Raw genomic sequence first — 15,797 nt, 5'->3', positions numbered from 1 at the left:
ACAACGATTTGTCAGTAACAGCGTAATTCGGGCTGTGCGCTTCGTACACTCTTAACGTTGCATAAGTGGCAATAAGTGAAGGCCCCGCCAGCCGAAGCCGACGGGGCCTTCCCCATCCCTAACCCCTTTCTTGCCCACAATGGGCGAAAGGAGACCACTCAATCCAAGCCCCTATTACTTGAAATGAGCATCGCTAGATTAACACAAACCCATCCGAAAGTAGGAACCATGTCCGTGTGCTCGGATTATTCCTCCACGTGAACCGCAACGTCACGTCGCTGCGGTACTCCGCCCAGCAGCCCGACCGCCGCGACGAGCGCGCTCATAGCGATACCAATCCATAGTGCCTGCGCAGAGCCGTTATTGCCCGCGCTCGAGAGCGACGCGGCCAGCCAGTGCATCGGCATCGCCGAAGAAAGTGCCTCGAGGACCCCACTAACAGGGGCAGCCGCGGCGGCTTTCCAAACCCACCCGACTACCCCCATCTGAAGAATTATCAGGATTGCGGCAACCAGACTCCCCCATCCGCGGCCAAACAGCGCCGCGAGCGCCGTCGTCACACCAACGGAGGCGGCCGCACCGCACAGCAGCGCGAGAGCCGCGATCCCCAGAGCGGCCGGGCTCAGGTTGTGGCCGAGGATGAACACCAGCACCCAGCCAGCAACCGCCAGGAGCACGACGCCTAGCGCCAGCGCCAGCCAGCGCCTCGTGCGGGACATCCACGCCGCCGCAGCGACGCCGACGCCACCCAGCCCCACGAGCGCCGCGACCAGCATCGCCGCAACCGGCGCCAGCGAGGACTCCTGCGGCTCCTGCGCCTCCGCACCCGCCTGCGCCGCCGCCGGCGCCGGGAGCGCGCCACGCACCGCGCGAATCTGGTCGGCGGTCAGGTTCGCCATGTGGTCAATCTTTGCGACACCCTCATCAAGCTGTGCAATACCGCCGACCGCGCCCTGCGCCTCGTTATTGAGCTGAGTCAGTCCACTCGCCAGCTGCTGGGCGCCGTTCGTGGCCGTGTAGACGCCGTCGTGGTAGGCGTAGCCCGGCACCGCTAGCTGGTTGGCTACCTCGCGGGAGCCGTCGCGCAGCTTGTTCATCTGGGCGACAACCTCCGGCGGCAACTGGGCATTGTCCGCCTGGACCTTCAGTTGTTGAAGCTGCTCGCGTGCGGCGATGACGTCCGGGTCCTTGGAGGCCTTCGTCGATACGAGGGCGCGGTCGATGGCAGCGGTGACCTGGCCACGCACCGCATCGAAGGCCGTGGCCTGCTCAACAACCTGGCCAATCGCGTCCGCGACCTCCGTCGCGCCACCCCCGAGCTGGCCCGTCGCCGCCTGTAGCTGCACCATCCCGGCCGACAACTCCTGCGCACCAGCCTGCGCCTGGGAGATCGCGGCGACGAGTTCGTCGGCGCCGCCGGTGAGTTGGGAGGTGCCGTCGACAAGCTCTTTGGTGCCCTGCGTGAGAAAGCCCGCCTGCGTGTTGGCCTCCCCCGCCGCGCGGCGCGCCTCGTTCGGGTTGCCCTGATCCGACGGCAACTGCGGCGCGCTGGCATCCCCCTGCGTGGACATCCAAGTACTCACCGGGCTCAACGGCAGGAACGCCGCAACAATACACACCAACAACACACACAACACGCGCCACTTCATGGTGCACAATGTAACCCCTGCAACTGCATGAATGCTGGAAGGCACACCGCACGCTCCCAAAGATGTTGTGGCCTTGTCCAAGCTTGTTGCTACCCTTTAAAGCAACTGACAGTTTTCAAATCCCAAACTCAGAGAGGGTTCACCATGGCACTACCTCTCGTGCTCGCATTCGTGGCCGCGACAGTTCCGCTATCGCCGCTGCTCGTGCGAGTTTTCGACAGGAAAGCAGGCTGGCCGCTGGCGCTCCTGCTGTTCGCCGCAGCGGTCACGCTGGGCCGCGAATTTCCCAGCATTTCCCAAGGCAACGTGGAAACGTGGTCCGTCACCTGGGCCAACGACATCCTCGGGCCCGGCACCGAAATCGCGTTCTCACTGCGCGCGGACGGCCTGAGCATCTTCTTTGCGTTGCTCGCACTCGTCATTGGCGGCATTGTCCTCATATATTCGGCCGCATACCTGCCGAAGCGCGAGGGCAACACCAGCTTCTACACCATCATGACGGCGTTTACCCTCTCGGTGCTGCTGCTCGTGCTTGCGGACGACACCGTGCTCCTCTTCATCGGCTGGGAGCTCGTCTCGATCGCGTCCTTCATGCTCATCGCCCGCTCCGGCTCCGGCGGCGAAGCCGGCTCCTACCGCACGCTCATCCTGACCTTCTTCGGCGGGCTGACGCTGCTGGCGGGCCTGGCGGTCGTCTCCGTCGCGGCAGGAACGACGCAGCTCAGCGCAGTGCTCGCGTCGCCGGTCTGGGCGCAGTCGCCGGGGCTGACCACCACGGTGGCGCTGCTCATCGGCTTCTCCGCCTTCACCAAGGCCGCGCAATTCCCCTTCCACTTCTGGCTGCCTGAAGCCATGGCGGCAGCCACGCCAGTCTCCGCGTTCCTGCACGCGGCGGCAGTGGTCAAGGCGGGCGTCTACGTCCTGCTGCGCTTCTCCACCATCTTCCACGACGTCACCGCGTGGAACACGCTGCTGCTGGTCACCGGCCTGTTTACCGCGCTGATGTCGGCAGCCTTCGCCATTACGAAGACGGACCTGAAGCACCTGACGGCTTACTCCACGGTTTCCCACCTGGGTTGGATCGTCGCGGCGATCGGCATCGGCACCCCGGCGGCACTCGCCGCCGCGATGGTGCACACGCTGGCCCACGCGCTATTCAAGTCCTCCCTGTTCATGCTCATCGGCGTCATTGACCACCAGGCCGGCTCCCGCGACATCCGCCGCCTCGGCCAGCTGTACAAGCAGCTGCCGTTCACCTTCGCCTCCACCTGCGTGGCCGCGGCCTCCATGGCCGCCATCCCGCCGCTGTTCGGCTTCATTTCGAAGGAATCCATCCTCACGGCGTTCGACGCCACAAGCTTCGGCCCGCTGCTGCTCGCCGTCGCGGGTCTTGCCGCCCTGCTGACCTTCATCTACTCGGCGAAGATCGTCTTCGGCGCATTTATCGACGGCACCAAGCCCATGCCGCACGTCACCGAAGCGCCCGTCGCGCTCTGGCTGCCAGCCGCGCTGCCCGGCCTGACCTCCCTGGTCCTGCCGTTCACGCTCGGCTGGGTAGACAACCCGATCAACGCGGGCGTGCGCACCATCACTGGCGACACCGAGTTCCACTCACACCTGGCACTGTGGCACGGTCTGAACGCGCCATTCATCGTCTCGCTCATCGTGCTCGTGCTGGGTGTTTGCTTCGTCCTCTTCGTGCGCAAACCGTTCTTCGCGGCCGTCGAGAACAAGCAGCTGCTGCCAACCAGCGGCAATGACCTACTCAACGCCATGGTCCGCGGGCTTTCCAAGGTGGGCCGCGGGCTCGGCGCGATGGCGGACACGTTCAACCCGTCGCGCCACCTGCTGCCACTCGTGCTGTGCATCCTCGTCCTGGGCGTCAGCACCGCCGTGCTCACCCAGGGTGTCGACGGCATGCCGCTCGCCCCACGCGCCGAGGGCATCGACGTGTGGTGGGACCTCATCCCATTCGCCATCATCGCCCTGTCCGTCATCGGCCTGGTGCGCACCCGCTCCCGCCTCGCCGCGGCGGTACTGCTGGGCACCACCGGCGTCGGCATGACGCTGCAGATGCTCATGCTCGGCGCACCCGACGTGGCACTCACCCAGTTCCTCGTCGAGTCGCTGACCGTCGTGATCATCATGGTGGTGCTGCGCTACCAGCCACGCACCTTCCCCAAGACCCCGACCTCACGCAAGGTCTTCGCGGCCGTCGTCGCTGCCATCGCCGGCGTGGTCGCCTTCCTCGGCGTCTACGCCCTGCTGGGCCGCCACGACCGCTCCGACCTCGCCCTGTGGTACCTCACCGAGGGCGGCAAGATGACCAGCGCCGACAACATCGTCGCCGTCATCATCGTTGAGTTCCGTGGCTTCGATACCCTCGGCGAGCTCTCCGTGCTCGGCATGGCGGCAGTGGTCATCGCGGCCGTCGTCCAGTCCATGCCACGTCACATGTTCGAGGCCGGCACCCGCCCACGCCCATTCGGCCAGTCGCAGCTCAACTCGCTGCCACTGCGCAAGGCGTCTGCGCTCGTCGTACCGATCCTGGCGCTGCTGTCCGTCCTCATCTTCTTCCGTGGCCACACCGCGCCCGGCGGCGGCTTCGTCGCAGCGCTCGTACTGGCCACCGCGTTCGGCCTCAACTACCTGTCCCGTGGCGCGGACGCGTACGTCGTCAAGCAACTCACCCCGATCAGGCTGACGGGCTGGGGCATCATCATCGCCATCAGCTCCGGCTTCCTCGGGTTCCTCGAAGGCGGCTTCATGTACGCCATCCACGGCACCATCGCGGGGGAGCACATGACGACGTCCCTCATCTTCGACTTCGGCATCTACCTCGCCGTGCTCGGCATGGTCACGCAGGCGCTCAACGCGCTCGGCGGCTACCTGCGCCCAGGCACCGAGATTTCCGACCTCACCTACACCCGCGGCGGCGAGAACCCGCTGCCGGACGTGCCAGAGCCAGAGGCGCCCGCCGAGCCTGTCGACGCCCACCCAGCCCCACTCAACCCCGCGGAAAACCCGCGCCCAGTTACCACGAAGGAGCTGTAAACCACATGGTCATGGCACTTACCATCGCGGTCCTGGTTGCAGGGTCCGTCTACATGATCCTGCAGCGCGGCATGGTCCGCATCATCTTCGGCATGTCCCTCTTCGGGCACGCCTCCAACCTGACGCTGCTTGCCACCGGCGTCGGCGCCTGGCGCGGCGAGGCATTCCCCTCCCGCACCGAATTCGCCGACTTGTCCGACCCACTCCCGCAGGCCTTCGTGCTCACCGCCATCGTCATCGCCATGGCGACGACCACGATCCTGCTCATGCTGGCCTCACTCGGCAAGGATGACGACACCATGGACAACCCGACCGGCGTCGCAGGCACCTACGACCTGATGCGCCTGAGCCCGTCCGCGCTGTCCACCGCAGGCCGCACCGCGCGCCTCAACCCGAACAAGATGAACAACACGGAAGGAGCACCACGCGCATGAGTGCGGACGCAATCCTCCCAGTCTTCGTCGCGCTGCCGCTCATCATGGCGGCGGTGACGACGCTCAGTCCCTGGAAGCGCGGCAACGACGCCCTGGGCCTCATCATCCCCGCTATCAACCTCGGCCTGGCCATTTGGCTGTACAGCTACACCGCCGAGCACGGCACCATCTCCCACGTCATCGGCCTGTACCAGGGTGGCGTCGGCATCTCCTTTGCTGCCGACCAGTTCTCGGCCATCATGCTGATCACCACCATGATCGTGGCGCTGACCTCCAACTGGTTCGCCAGCGTGGCCGGTGAAACCCAGGCGCGCTACTTCACGCCGCTGACCCTGGTGCTCATCACTGGTGTCTCCGGCGCGCTGCTCACCGCGGATCTGTTCAACTTCTTCGTCATGATCGAGGTCATGCTGCTGCCGTCCTATGGCCTCATCGCCATGACCGGCACCCGCAACCGCCTGCTGTCCGCCCGCACGTTCGTGCTGGTGAACCTGGCGGCGTCGACACTGCTCGTGATGGGCGTGGGCTACATCTACGGTGTGGCCGGCGCGGTCAACATCGCCGCCCTGCGCGGTGCCGCGGCCGGCAACGGCCCGATCACCGTGGCCACCGGCCTGGTCGTCATCGCCATCGCCGCCAAGGCCGGCGTCTTCCCGGTCCATACCTGGCTGCCACGCACCTACCCCTCCACCAGTGCCGCCGTCATGGGCCTGTTCTCCGGCCTGCACACCAAGGTGGCCGTCTACATGCTCTTCCGCATCTGGGTGGTCATCTTCGACATGGACGCGCGCTGGAACGCACTGATCATCGTCATCATGGTGATCTCCATGCTCATCGGTGGCTTCGCCGGCCTTGCCGAGCACACCATGCGCCGCGTCCTGGGCTACCAGATGGTCAACGGCATGCCGTTCATCCTCATCATGCTGGCCTTTACTAACGACGACGCCCGCTACGCGCTTGCCGCCGGCCTCATGTACACGCTGCATCACATGATCACCATCGCAGCACTCGTGCTCAACGTCGGTGCCATCGAGGAAACCTACGGCACCGGCACCATCTCGAAGCTGTCCGGCCTCGCACGCCGCGACCCGCTGACCTCCGCCGTCTTCGTCGCCGGCGCGTTCTCCATCGTCGGCTTCCCGCCGTTCTCCGGCCTCTTCGGCAAAGTCACCATCGTGCTCGCCGCCGCTACACCCGGCGACTGGCGCTCCTGGGTGGCAATCACCACCATCATCGTCGCGTCCTTCGGTGCGCTGCTGTCCATGATGCGCGTCTGGAAGCGCGTCTTCTGGGGCCGCCCAATGCAGCACTACCCGAAGGCCCTCAACGTCCGCGCGAAGCTGCTCGCACCGTCCGCGCTGCTCATGTTCATGTCCCTCGGCATGTTCATCGGCGCCGGCCCACTCTGGGCAGCCAGCACCGCGGCCGTCGATAGCCTTCTCGACGTCGACTCCTACACCACCGCCGTCCTCGGCGACGACGCCATCGGCATCCCCGATGTGGACACCCTCCAAGGAGGTAACTAACCATGCTGCAACGCTTCGCACACGGCGTGGGCTACACCGCCTGGCTCATCAAAGAAATCTTCGCCTCCGGCTTCAGCGCAGCCGCCGCCGCGTTCAAGCCCAACACCGGGCTGGACCCGATCATCATCTACTACCCGCTGCGCCTGACCACCGACTGGCAGATCTTCTGGTACTCCACCTCCATCACCGTCACCCCGGGCACGCTGTCCCTCGGACTGCGCTACCCCGCCCAGGAAGGCGGCCCGATCGTGTTGCTGGTGCAGGCCGCGTTCGGCAGCGACCCTTTAGAGCAGATCGCCGGCCTCATCGACATGGAAGAGCGCATCAACCCGGCAGTCAAAGCCACCCCGCTGGACCCCGCATCCATCGGGTGGGACCACTACGTGGACCTCGGCGACCCCGACGACCACACCCTGCCACCAGCGGAAAGGATGGACTAGAACATGTTTGAAACAATTCTCATGGGCTGCGTCATCGTCATGGCGCTCAGCCTGCTCGTCGGCCTCGCCGGCCTCATCCTGGTGAAGGACGAACTCTCCCGCGCCGTCATGGCCGACCTCATCTTCTACGCCATGGTCACTATCTTCCTCGTCTGGTCCATCTGGACCCCGACCATGATCGGCTACGAAATCGCCATCCTCGCAGGCCTTGTCTGTGGCGTCATTCCGACCATCTCCATGGCCCGCATCATCACGAGAGGACGCCGCTAATGACCATCATCGAAATCATCGTCGCAGCGCTCGTCATCGTGGCCACCCTGCTCGTGGTCGCCACCGCGCTCCTGCAGCTTCGCGCCCCCGACGCCCTGACCCGCGCGAACCTGCTCGGCCCAACCGTCTGCCTCGCCTTCCCGATCCTGGTCGTTGCCAAGCTGATCTGGTCCTGGTCCACCACCGGTTTCGACCTCAACGACTTCCTCCGCGCCATCATCGCCATCGCCGGCGTATGGATCGTCGGCTCCGTCGGCTCCTTCATCATGGGCCGCACCCTCTACGGCGTGACCGTCTCCGATAAGCGCGACCGGCACCCGAACCGGCCGAACCACCGGATCTAGGTTCCGGTTCTGGGGTTTGCTGGCGCCCAAAACCATTCATAGCGTGGGCTTAAAGGAGTGCGATGCAGGTCGCGCATTTTCACCCGCCCGAGCCGATTTCCGGCGACCAGCATCGCACTCCATTAACACCTCGACACGAACAAAACGCTCGGGGTGGCGCCGTGTCTGTACCCAACAAACACCTAAACCCGCCGGGACGTCACCGTCCTGGCGGGTTTAAATCGTTAAGGGTTACTTCTGCTGCGCAGCGCGCTTAGCAGCAAGGGACTCGCGAACCTTGGTCTCCAGGTCAGCGTCGACCTTGCCCCAGTATTCGTAGACGCGCTCCTCGATCTCCTTGTTGGTGATCGCCATCATCTTGTTCGTGATGTTATGCACGAAGCGCTCCTTGGCGGCGTCGTCGAAGACGTCGCGGTAGAGGGTGCCGGCTTGGCCGAAGTCATCATCCTCAGCGTGCTTGACGTAGGCGGCGCGCACCAGGTCGGTGCCCTCCGGATCCGGGTTGACGTACAGGTTCTCGGCGAGGCCGAGGTCCTGGCCGCTGGCGGAGGTTTCGCCGTCGTCGAGGTAGCCGGCGCCCTTCTCGTAGGAGTTCGGGCTGTAGTTTGGCTCGTTCTCCTCGTTGAAGAAGTACGCCATGGAGCCACGCTCGGCGTAGGTGTTCACCTGGTTGATCGGGCGGTTGACCGGCAGGTCCTTGTAGTTCGCGCCGATGCGGTAGCGCTGCTGGTCAGCGTACGCAAAGACGCGCGCCTGCAGCATACGGTCCGGGGACAGGCCAATGCCTGGGACCAGGTTGGCTGGGTCGAGTGCCAGCTGCTCGATCTGGGCGTGGAAGTTCTTCGGGTTGCGGTTGAGGACGAAGTAGCCGACGTCGATAAGCGGGTAGTCCTTCTGCGACCACGTCTTGGTGAGGTCGAACGGGTTGAAGCGGTAGTCCTTCGCTTCCTCGAACGGCATGATCTGCACCTTGACGTCCCAAATCGGGTAGTCCCCATCCTTGATGGCGTTGAAGAGGTCCTCGCGCTGGAAGTCCGGGTCCGTGCCGGCCTTCTCGGTGGCTTCTTCGTCGGTGAAGCACTCCCAGCCCTGGCGGGTCTTGAAGTGGTACTTGACCCAGACCGGCGTGCCTTCCTCGTTGATCCACTGAAAGGTGTGGGAACCGAATCCGTCCTGGTGGCGGGAAGTCTTCGGGGTGCCGCGGTCGCCGAGCAGGTAGGTCACCTGGTGGGCGGATTCAGGGGTGCGAGTCCAGAAATCCCACTGCATCTCGTCGTCGCGCAGGCCGGAGTTCGGCTGGCGCTTCTGGGAGTGGATGAAGTCCGGGAACTTGATGCCGTCGCGCAGGAAGAACGTCGGGGTGTTATTGCCGACAATGTCATAGTTGCCGTCTTCGGTGTAGAAGCGCAGTGCGAAACCGTGAACGTCACGCCAAGTGTCTGGGGAGCCTGCCTCACCAGCAACGGTGGAGAAGCGTGCAGCCATCGGGGTGACGGTGCCAGGCTGGAAGAGCTTCGCCTTCGTGTACTTGGACACGTCCTCGGTGATGTGCAGCTCACCGAATGCTCCGTGGCCCTTCGCGTGTGGAATACGTTCGGGGACATTCTCGCGGTTGAAGTGCGCAAGCTTCTCGATGAGGTGAATGTCATCCAGGACATTCGCGCCCTGACGGCCCTGCGTAACACTCACGTTTTCCGATGGGACGGGCTGGCCGCCGAGCTGAGTGGTTTGACCCTTGCCCGCTGGACGTTCGCCGTTCGAAAGGATGTGGTCTACGTTCTTCTCTGCCATTGTTAGGCCCTCCTTATTGTTAGGGTTCGATTTATACAGTACGCGAATATCAGAGTGGCATCAAGGGTTTTTCCAATACTGGTACCCTTTTTATTCGTGAACAGCAGCGATAGCCAGTACGTCACCGACCTCGCCCTCCGGGCCGGCCGGGGCGACAAAGCTGCCCTCACCGACTTCATCGCCGCCACCCAAGACGACGTCTGGCGCCTCCTCGCCCACCTCGCAGGACACGATGCCGCCGACGACCTCACCCAAGAGACCTACCTGCGCGCCCTCGGCGCCCTCCCGCGCTTCGCCGGCCGCTCCACCGCCCGCACGTGGCTCCTCTCCATCGCGCGCCGCACCTGGATCGACTCCGTGCGCCACGACCGCAGCCGCCCGCGCGCCACCAACAGTGACTACGACGACGTCGCCAACCAACAGCCCAGCACCGACGACCCGAACCTGTGGCCCGAAGTTATCGACGCCCACAACCTCCTCAACGAACTCGCCCCCGACAGGCGCGAAGCCATCGTCCTCACGCAAGTGCTCGGCTACAGCTACGAGGAAGCCGCCAAAATCGCTGGCGTGCGCATCGGGACCATCCGCTCCCGCGTCGCCCGCGCCCGAAAAGACATCATGCGACTCACTGAACAGACCTAGTTCATAATCCCATTTTTCGTTTATTGCACAGCAGGCCCTCGAAGACCTTGACATCGCGCTTTCACAACCCCACTCGAGCAGCGTCGACATTGTCGTCGATGGGTCCCAGCAGCCGCTACGGATTCCACGATCCGCCGCCTCTACACTACGCGAAGTGCTCGCCAACGAGGTGGAGGGCAGGCCGGTTGAAATAGTGCCCGTACGTAAAGAACTCACCACCCAGCAGGCGGCGGACCTCCTCCACGTGTCCAGGCCTCACGTCGTGAAGCTCATCGACACCGGCCAATTAGCCGGCCACAAAGTCGGGGCGCACCGGCGCCTATACGCCGACGACGTCTTCGCATTCATACGCAAAAGGGACGCAGCGCAGCGCGCCAACACGGACGAATGATCCACATGGAACCAAACCAAAAAGGTTCCGAATTCACCGACCAGGCCCAACCCATCAACTACACTGCCTTTTATGATTCGAAACGCAATAGCGATCTCCTTTGCCTTCATCGGCATCGTTGTCGGCGCCGGGTTTGCGTCCGGGCAGGAAGCGATGCAGTACTTTGTAGCCTTCGGCACGCAAGGCATTTGGGGAGCACTCTTGAGCTCGGCCCTGATGCTGGTCGGCGGTATCTCCATCCTCCAGCTTGGCTCCTACTTCCAGGCGACTGAACACATGGAAGTGCTCGGCAACATCACGGGCAAGGTCATGGGCTGGGTGCTCGACATCTCGACCATCATCACGCTGTTCTCCATCGGGTTCATCATGTTCGCAGGTGCGGGCGCGAACCTGAACCAGCAGTTCGGCATCCCGGTCTGGATCGGCGCCGTCATCATGCTGGCAATGGTGCTCGGTGTTGGCATGCTGGACGTCAATAAGGTGACCGGCGCGATCGGCATCCTCACCCCATTCCTCCTGATCTTCGTGATCGGCGGCTGCACCTGGACCATCGTCAACGCGCAGCCAGACTGGGATAGCATCAACATCGCAGCCCAGGACGTCGCAACCGAGCTGCCAAACTGGTGGATCGCCGCACTGAACTACACCGGCCTGAACTTCATCTGCGTTGTGTCCATGGCGGTCGTCATCGGCGGCAACTACCTCGACCCGCGCGAAACCGGCCTCGGCGGCCTCTTCGGCGGTATTGCCTACCTCGCGATGCTGCTCCTGCTCGGCATGGGCCTCATGGTCAGCATCAGCGACGTCAACGGCCACGACATGCCGATGCTCACCCTCATCAACAACATCAACCCAACACTCGGCCTCATCATGACGTTCGTGATCTTCGGCATGATTTTCGCCACCTCGTTGGGCATGTTCTACGCCCTGGGCAAGCGCCTGGCGCGCGGTCGCCAGCAGAAGTTCCGCGTCATCTACATCTCCGCGTGCCTGATCGGGTTCGTCCTGTCCTTCGTCGGCTTCAAGGACTTAATCTCGTTCGTCTACCCGATCCTGGGCTACCTGGGCCTGGTACTCATCGTCGTGGTCACATCAGCCCGCATCCGCGGCTCGGAAACCCTGCGCCACGAAGGCAGCCTGCGACGCCGCGCCCTCGAGCTCATGAAGGACAAACTCGATCCGCGCGTGAAGTTCACCCGCCACGACCAGCGCGAGCTGGACAAGATTACCGAGAAGTCCGTCATGGAAAATAAGGACTTCAAGGAAGCCATGATCGAAGAGGCCGAGCAGGCCCTCGAAGCGGAAGAAGTCCTCGAGACGGAAGAGGCTGAGAGCCAGGCTAAATAATCCTGCCCAGCCAAGTGCCAAGGGACGCAAGATGCGTGCTTTGGCACTTTTTCTTTGGCTCTTACAAGGGTGAGCGCACCAAATTCCTGTTTTTCGGAGAGGAGTCGGAACGTTTCCCCAGGTCGTAGGCAGTACCGCTTGATGGAATGTGGTGTCCCCACCACCCGGTCCGACACCAAATTCCCGCTTTCAGGAGCAGCCCTGAGCGTTTCCCCAGGTCGTTGATTCTGCATGGGCGAATTTGGTGTGCACCCAGAGAGGCCTAGTGCCAAAGGACGCAACCTGTTTTGGTGCAGCCATTCAACACTGCAGGTCAGCAATGTGCTAGATGTTTTCAGGTGTGTCCATTGGCACTGGTTACCTAGCAACCACACCTCAAACCCTGGATCCAGGAAAGTATTTGGGCATTTCCCCTGGTCACGGACCGGCCTGCCCCAAAAGCCGAAGCAGAAAAGCGGCCCCGCCAGGGAACAAACCCCAGGGGACCGCCCTCAAGCGCCCTCAAGTGCCCTCAAGAAGCCAGAAAAGCTACTTCACAAGCAGCTCCGCGATCTGAATCGTGTTCAGTGCGGCGCCCTTGCGCAGGTTGTCGCCGGAGACGACGAACACGAGGCCGCGGTTGCCGTCGACGGCCTGGTCCTGGCGGATGCGACCGACGAGGGAATCGTCCTTGCCGGCGGCGGCGAGAGGGGTCGGTACGTCGACGACGGAGACGCCCGGCGCGGCCTCCAGGACGGCGCGAGCCTGGTCAGGGGTGATTTCCTTCTCAAACTCGGCGTGGACGACCATGGTGTGCCCGGTGAACACTGGGACGCGGACGCAGGTGCCGGAGACGCGCAGGTCTGGGATGGAGAGGATCTTGCGCGATTCGTTGCGGAGTTTCTGCTCCTCGTCGGTTTCTTCGGTGCCGTCGTCGACGAGGTTGCCGGCGAGTGGCAGCGCATTGAAGGCGATCGGTGCGACGTATGGGCCGAGCTCCTCGGGCTGGAGGAGGGAGCCGTCGAGGGCGAGTTCGGTGTTGCGCTCGCCGATTTCGGCGACCTGGTTTGCAAGCGCCTGCACACCGGCGAGGCCGGAGCCGGAGACCGCCTGGTAGGAGGCTACGCGCATGGTGTGAAGGCCGGCGGCGTCATGGAGTGCCTTGGCCACGGGCATGATTGCCATGGTGGTGCAGTTCGGGTTCGCGATGATGCCTTTGGCTGGCGCCTTGGCTTCGTCGGGGTTGACCTCGGAGACGATGAGGGGGACGTCGTCGTCCTTGCGCCACGCGGAGGAGTTGTCTACGACGGTGGCGCCGGCGGCTGCGAAGACTGGGGCCCACTGCTTGGAGGTGCCGCCGCCTGCGGAAAAGAGCGCGATGTCGACGTCGGCGACGGAGTCTTCGGTGACCTGGGTGAGGTCTTCGACGACGACGTCCTGGCCGCGGTATTCGAGGTGCTTACCCGCGGAGCGCGGTGATGCGAAGAAGCGCACCTTGTCCGCTGGGAAGTCTCGTTCGGCGAGGATTTCGCGCATGACGCGGCCGACCTGGCCGGTTGCACCTACTACTGCGATGGTGGTCATGAAGTGTGTCCTTTCTTAGCGTCCGGTGCCAGCGTAGACGATGGCTGGTTCGTCGCCACCGAGTTCGAACTTGTCGTGGATGGCGCGGGTGGCTTCCTCGAGGTCGATTTCGCGCACCACGGCGGTGATGCGGATTTCGGAGGTGGTGATCATGTCGATGTTCACGCCGGCGTCGCGAAGTGCTTCGGTGAAGTCGGCGGTGACGCCCGGGTGGGTCTTCATGCCTGCACCGATGAGGGACACCTTGCCGATCTGGTCGTTGTAGGTGATGTTGTCCCAGCCTTCTTTCGCCTGGAGGGCCTTGAGCAGTTCCATGGCGCGGGGGCCGTCGGCAATTGGGAGGGTGAAGGTGATGTCGGTGGTCAGGTTGTGGAGGCTGGAGATGTTCTGCAGCACCATGTCGATGTTGATCTCGTTGTCGGCGAGGACGCGGAACACCTTGGCGGCCTCCCCTGGCAGGTCCTTGACGCCGAGGATGGTGATTTTCGCTTCGGAGGCGTCGGTGGCAACGCCGGACAGTACTGCTTCTTCCATGGGGATATCCTCCAATGCTCCGGCGACGAGGGTGCCGGGATCGTTGCTGTATGACGAACGCACCCGCATGGGTACGTTGAATGCGCGCGCATATTCCACACTGCGCAGCACAAGGATTTTCGAGCCGGACGCGGCGAGCTCAAGCATCTCTTCGAAGCAGAGCTTGTCGAGTTTGCGGGCATCGTGGACGATGCGTGGGTCGGCGGTGTAGACGCCGTCGACGTCCGAGTAGATTTCGCACTCGTCGGCGCCGAGGGCGGCGGCGAGGGCGACGGCGGTGGTGTCGGACCCGCCGCGGCCGAGGGTGGTGACGTCCTTGGTGTCACGGTTGACGCCCTGGAAGCCGGCGACGATGGCGATGCGGCCGGCGTCGATAGCTTCTTGGACGCGGCCCGGCGTCACCTCAATAATGCGGGCGTTGCCGTGGCGCTCGGTGGTGATGACGCCCGCCTGCGAGCCGGTGAAGGACTGCACATCAGCGCCGAAGGATGCGACCGCCATCGCGACCAGCGAGTTCGAGATGCGCTCGCCTGCGGTGAGCAGCATGTCCATCTCGCGGGCTGGCGGCGTTGGGTTGACGCGGGCGGCGAGGTCCAGCAGCTCGTCGGTGGTGTCGCCCATTGCGGAACACACCACCACGACATCGTGCCCCTGCTTCTTAGTGGCAACGATGCGTTCAGCAACCGCGCGTATGCGGTCGGCGCTTTCGAGGGACGAGCCCCCGTATTTCTGCACGATCAATGCCATGGTAGAACCTTCCATCGGTGTAAAAACTGTCGCGTGAAAATCCGCACTATAAGAATAGCGTCCCAAAAACGACTATGGGACGACATGGCACAGAAAATTAGTATTATCGTTCACCATGCAGAACGACTTCCTCGCGATTAGCTTTGCGCTCACGTCTGCGCTGCTCATCGCGGTGGGGACGGTGTGGCGCCACCGCATCTTGCGCGCCGGCCGCTCCACAACGGAGGTCAATCCCTCACCGCTTTCTTCTTTGCGACGCCCCGCCTGGTGGGCATCGCTCGCCCTTGCGCTGGCCGCGTACGGATTTCAGGCGCTGGCGCTGGCGTTCGGATCCCTGCTGGTAGTCCAGCCGATTCTGGTGCTGTCACTGATGTTCACGCTGCTACTTTCGGCGCGCGTGGAGCACCGCACAATGTCGCCGCAGGGCACGGCGTGGGCGACGCTGCTGACCATTTTCGTTGCGGTGGTGATCCTGGTGGGCCGCCCGGTGCCGGGCACCGCCCCGCCGGGAATGGTCGGCTGGGTGCTGGCAATCGGGGTTGGGCTGGCCTGGATGGTCGGGACGGTCGCGTTCGCCCGCACCCGTGGCGCCGCTACGCAGGCGCTGGCCTACGGCATCCTGTGCGGCGCGATCTTCGGCTACCTGGCGGTGTTTTCCAAGGTGGCTGTGGACGCCTACGTACACGGCGGAGTCGTTGGACTTGTGGAGTCGTGGCAGTTCTGGGCCATGCTGGCCTGCGCGGTGCTGGGCACGGCAGTGCAGCAGTTCGCGTTCGGCGCCAGCAAGCTGGCCACCACGCTGCCGGCCATGAAGGTTGTTGAGCCGCTGGTAGCGCTCACCTTGGGCATCGTGCTGCTTGGGGAGAACTTCGCCGTGTCCAGTGTTGGGGGTTGGGTGGCGATGGTGGCGTCGATAATTATGATGCTGGCCAGCGCGGCGATGCTCACACGGGTCAGTATTCAAGTGGGATAGGCGCAAACCGTGTATGCTTTGGCGCATGTCACATCAGCTGCTGCTCCTAATCTGCCGCGGCGGGATACAGGCCTCGTTGTAACACGGCCGGC

The 15,797-nt window shown here is 63.7% G+C and carries 14 protein-coding genes; 10 read left to right on the top strand and 4 right to left on the bottom strand.

The genetic code is table 11. The annotated features are described in order from the left end of the window. Window positions 1-245 precede the first annotated feature (245 nt). Window positions 246-1,649 carry a hypothetical protein gene (locus HMPREF3170_RS01520; RefSeq protein WP_070477300.1) on the bottom strand — a complete coding sequence of 468 codons (1,404 nt, stop codon included), beginning with the start codon at window positions 1,647-1,649 and terminating at the stop codon, window positions 246-248. Window positions 1,650-1,793: 144 nt separating this feature from the next. Here HMPREF3170_RS01520 and HMPREF3170_RS01515 point away from each other — a divergent pair, with 144 nt between their 5' ends. Genes HMPREF3170_RS01515 through HMPREF3170_RS01490 form a run of 6 tightly spaced genes read left to right on the top strand, consistent with a single transcriptional unit; the run spans window position 1,794 to window position 7,717 of the window. Further along, window positions 1,794-4,703, top strand: a complete 2,910-nt coding sequence (locus tag HMPREF3170_RS01515) for a DUF4040 family protein (RefSeq protein WP_070477298.1) — start codon at window positions 1,794-1,796, stop codon at window positions 4,701-4,703. Between the two features lie 5 nt (window positions 4,704-4,708). Then, window positions 4,709-5,137 carry a cation:proton antiporter subunit C gene (locus HMPREF3170_RS01510; protein ID WP_070477297.1) on the top strand — a complete coding sequence of 143 codons (429 nt, stop codon included), beginning with the start codon at window positions 4,709-4,711 and terminating at the stop codon, window positions 5,135-5,137. Next, window positions 5,134-6,663, top strand: a complete 1,530-nt coding sequence (locus HMPREF3170_RS01505) for a monovalent cation/H+ antiporter subunit D family protein (RefSeq protein ID WP_070477295.1) — start codon at window positions 5,134-5,136, stop codon at window positions 6,661-6,663. Before HMPREF3170_RS01510 ends, HMPREF3170_RS01505 begins: the two co-directional genes overlap by 4 nt. A gap of 2 nt (window positions 6,664-6,665) precedes the next feature. Beyond that, the gene (locus HMPREF3170_RS01500) at window positions 6,666-7,103 is read left to right on the top strand and encodes a monovalent cation/H+ antiporter subunit E (protein ID WP_083290792.1); all 438 of its coding nucleotides are present in this window, start codon (window positions 6,666-6,668) and stop codon (window positions 7,101-7,103) included. Window positions 7,104-7,106: 3 nt separating this feature from the next. Then, window positions 7,107-7,373 carry a cation:proton antiporter gene (locus tag HMPREF3170_RS01495; RefSeq protein ID WP_070477293.1) on the top strand — a complete coding sequence of 89 codons (267 nt, stop codon included), beginning with the start codon at window positions 7,107-7,109 and terminating at the stop codon, window positions 7,371-7,373. After that, complete coding sequence (locus HMPREF3170_RS01490) at window positions 7,373-7,717, top strand: Na+/H+ antiporter subunit G (protein WP_070477292.1); 345 nt, start codon at window positions 7,373-7,375, stop codon at window positions 7,715-7,717. The genes HMPREF3170_RS01495 and HMPREF3170_RS01490 overlap by 1 nt, the downstream gene beginning before the upstream one ends. A 231-nt stretch (window positions 7,718-7,948) precedes the next feature. Here the strand turns inward: HMPREF3170_RS01490 and HMPREF3170_RS01485 are convergent, their stop codons facing one another. Continuing rightward, window positions 7,949-9,508 (bottom strand): catalase, encoded by a 1,560-nt coding sequence (locus HMPREF3170_RS01485; RefSeq protein WP_070477290.1) that lies wholly within the window; start codon window positions 9,506-9,508, stop codon window positions 7,949-7,951. Between the two features lie 96 nt (window positions 9,509-9,604). On the opposite strand from HMPREF3170_RS01485, the gene HMPREF3170_RS01480 reads away from it, so the two are divergent. The 3 genes from HMPREF3170_RS01480 to HMPREF3170_RS01470 all read left to right on the top strand — a co-directional run bounded on the left by HMPREF3170_RS01480 (window position 9,605) and on the right by HMPREF3170_RS01470 (window position 11,888). Next, window positions 9,605-10,150 (top strand): RNA polymerase sigma factor, encoded by a 546-nt coding sequence (locus HMPREF3170_RS01480; protein WP_070363268.1) that lies wholly within the window; start codon window positions 9,605-9,607, stop codon window positions 10,148-10,150. Window positions 10,151-10,304: 154 nt separating this feature from the next. Continuing rightward, window positions 10,305-10,541 carry a helix-turn-helix domain-containing protein gene (locus tag HMPREF3170_RS11885; protein ID WP_168161603.1) on the top strand — a complete coding sequence of 79 codons (237 nt, stop codon included), beginning with the start codon at window positions 10,305-10,307 and terminating at the stop codon, window positions 10,539-10,541. Between the two features lie 72 nt (window positions 10,542-10,613). Beyond that, complete coding sequence (locus HMPREF3170_RS01470) at window positions 10,614-11,888, top strand: YkvI family membrane protein (protein ID WP_070477286.1); 1,275 nt, start codon at window positions 10,614-10,616, stop codon at window positions 11,886-11,888. 528 nt (window positions 11,889-12,416) lie between these two features. On the opposite strand, the gene HMPREF3170_RS01465 is transcribed toward HMPREF3170_RS01470, so the two are convergent. Together HMPREF3170_RS01465 and HMPREF3170_RS01460 are read right to left on the bottom strand one after the other, a co-directional pair. Then, window positions 12,417-13,451, bottom strand: a complete 1,035-nt coding sequence (locus HMPREF3170_RS01465) for an aspartate-semialdehyde dehydrogenase (protein WP_070477284.1) — start codon at window positions 13,449-13,451, stop codon at window positions 12,417-12,419. Between the two features lie 15 nt (window positions 13,452-13,466). Next, a complete protein-coding gene (locus HMPREF3170_RS01460) occupies window positions 13,467-14,732 on the bottom strand; it encodes an aspartate kinase (RefSeq protein ID WP_070363272.1) in 1,266 nt (421 codons plus the stop codon). Between the two features lie 115 nt (window positions 14,733-14,847). Between HMPREF3170_RS01460 and HMPREF3170_RS01455 the strand changes: the two genes are divergently transcribed. Then, window positions 14,848-15,705, top strand: a complete 858-nt coding sequence (locus HMPREF3170_RS01455; protein WP_070363273.1) for a DMT family transporter — start codon at window positions 14,848-14,850, stop codon at window positions 15,703-15,705. Window positions 15,706-15,797: the final 92 nt, after the last annotated feature.

Source organism: Corynebacterium sp. HMSC08D02 (assembly GCF_001807505.1).
GTDB classification, from domain to species: domain Bacteria; phylum Actinomycetota; class Actinomycetes; order Mycobacteriales; family Mycobacteriaceae; genus Corynebacterium; species Corynebacterium pseudogenitalium.
The sequence above is the reverse complement of the archived record's forward strand: the minus strand, read 5'-3'. Positions and strand labels throughout refer to the sequence as shown.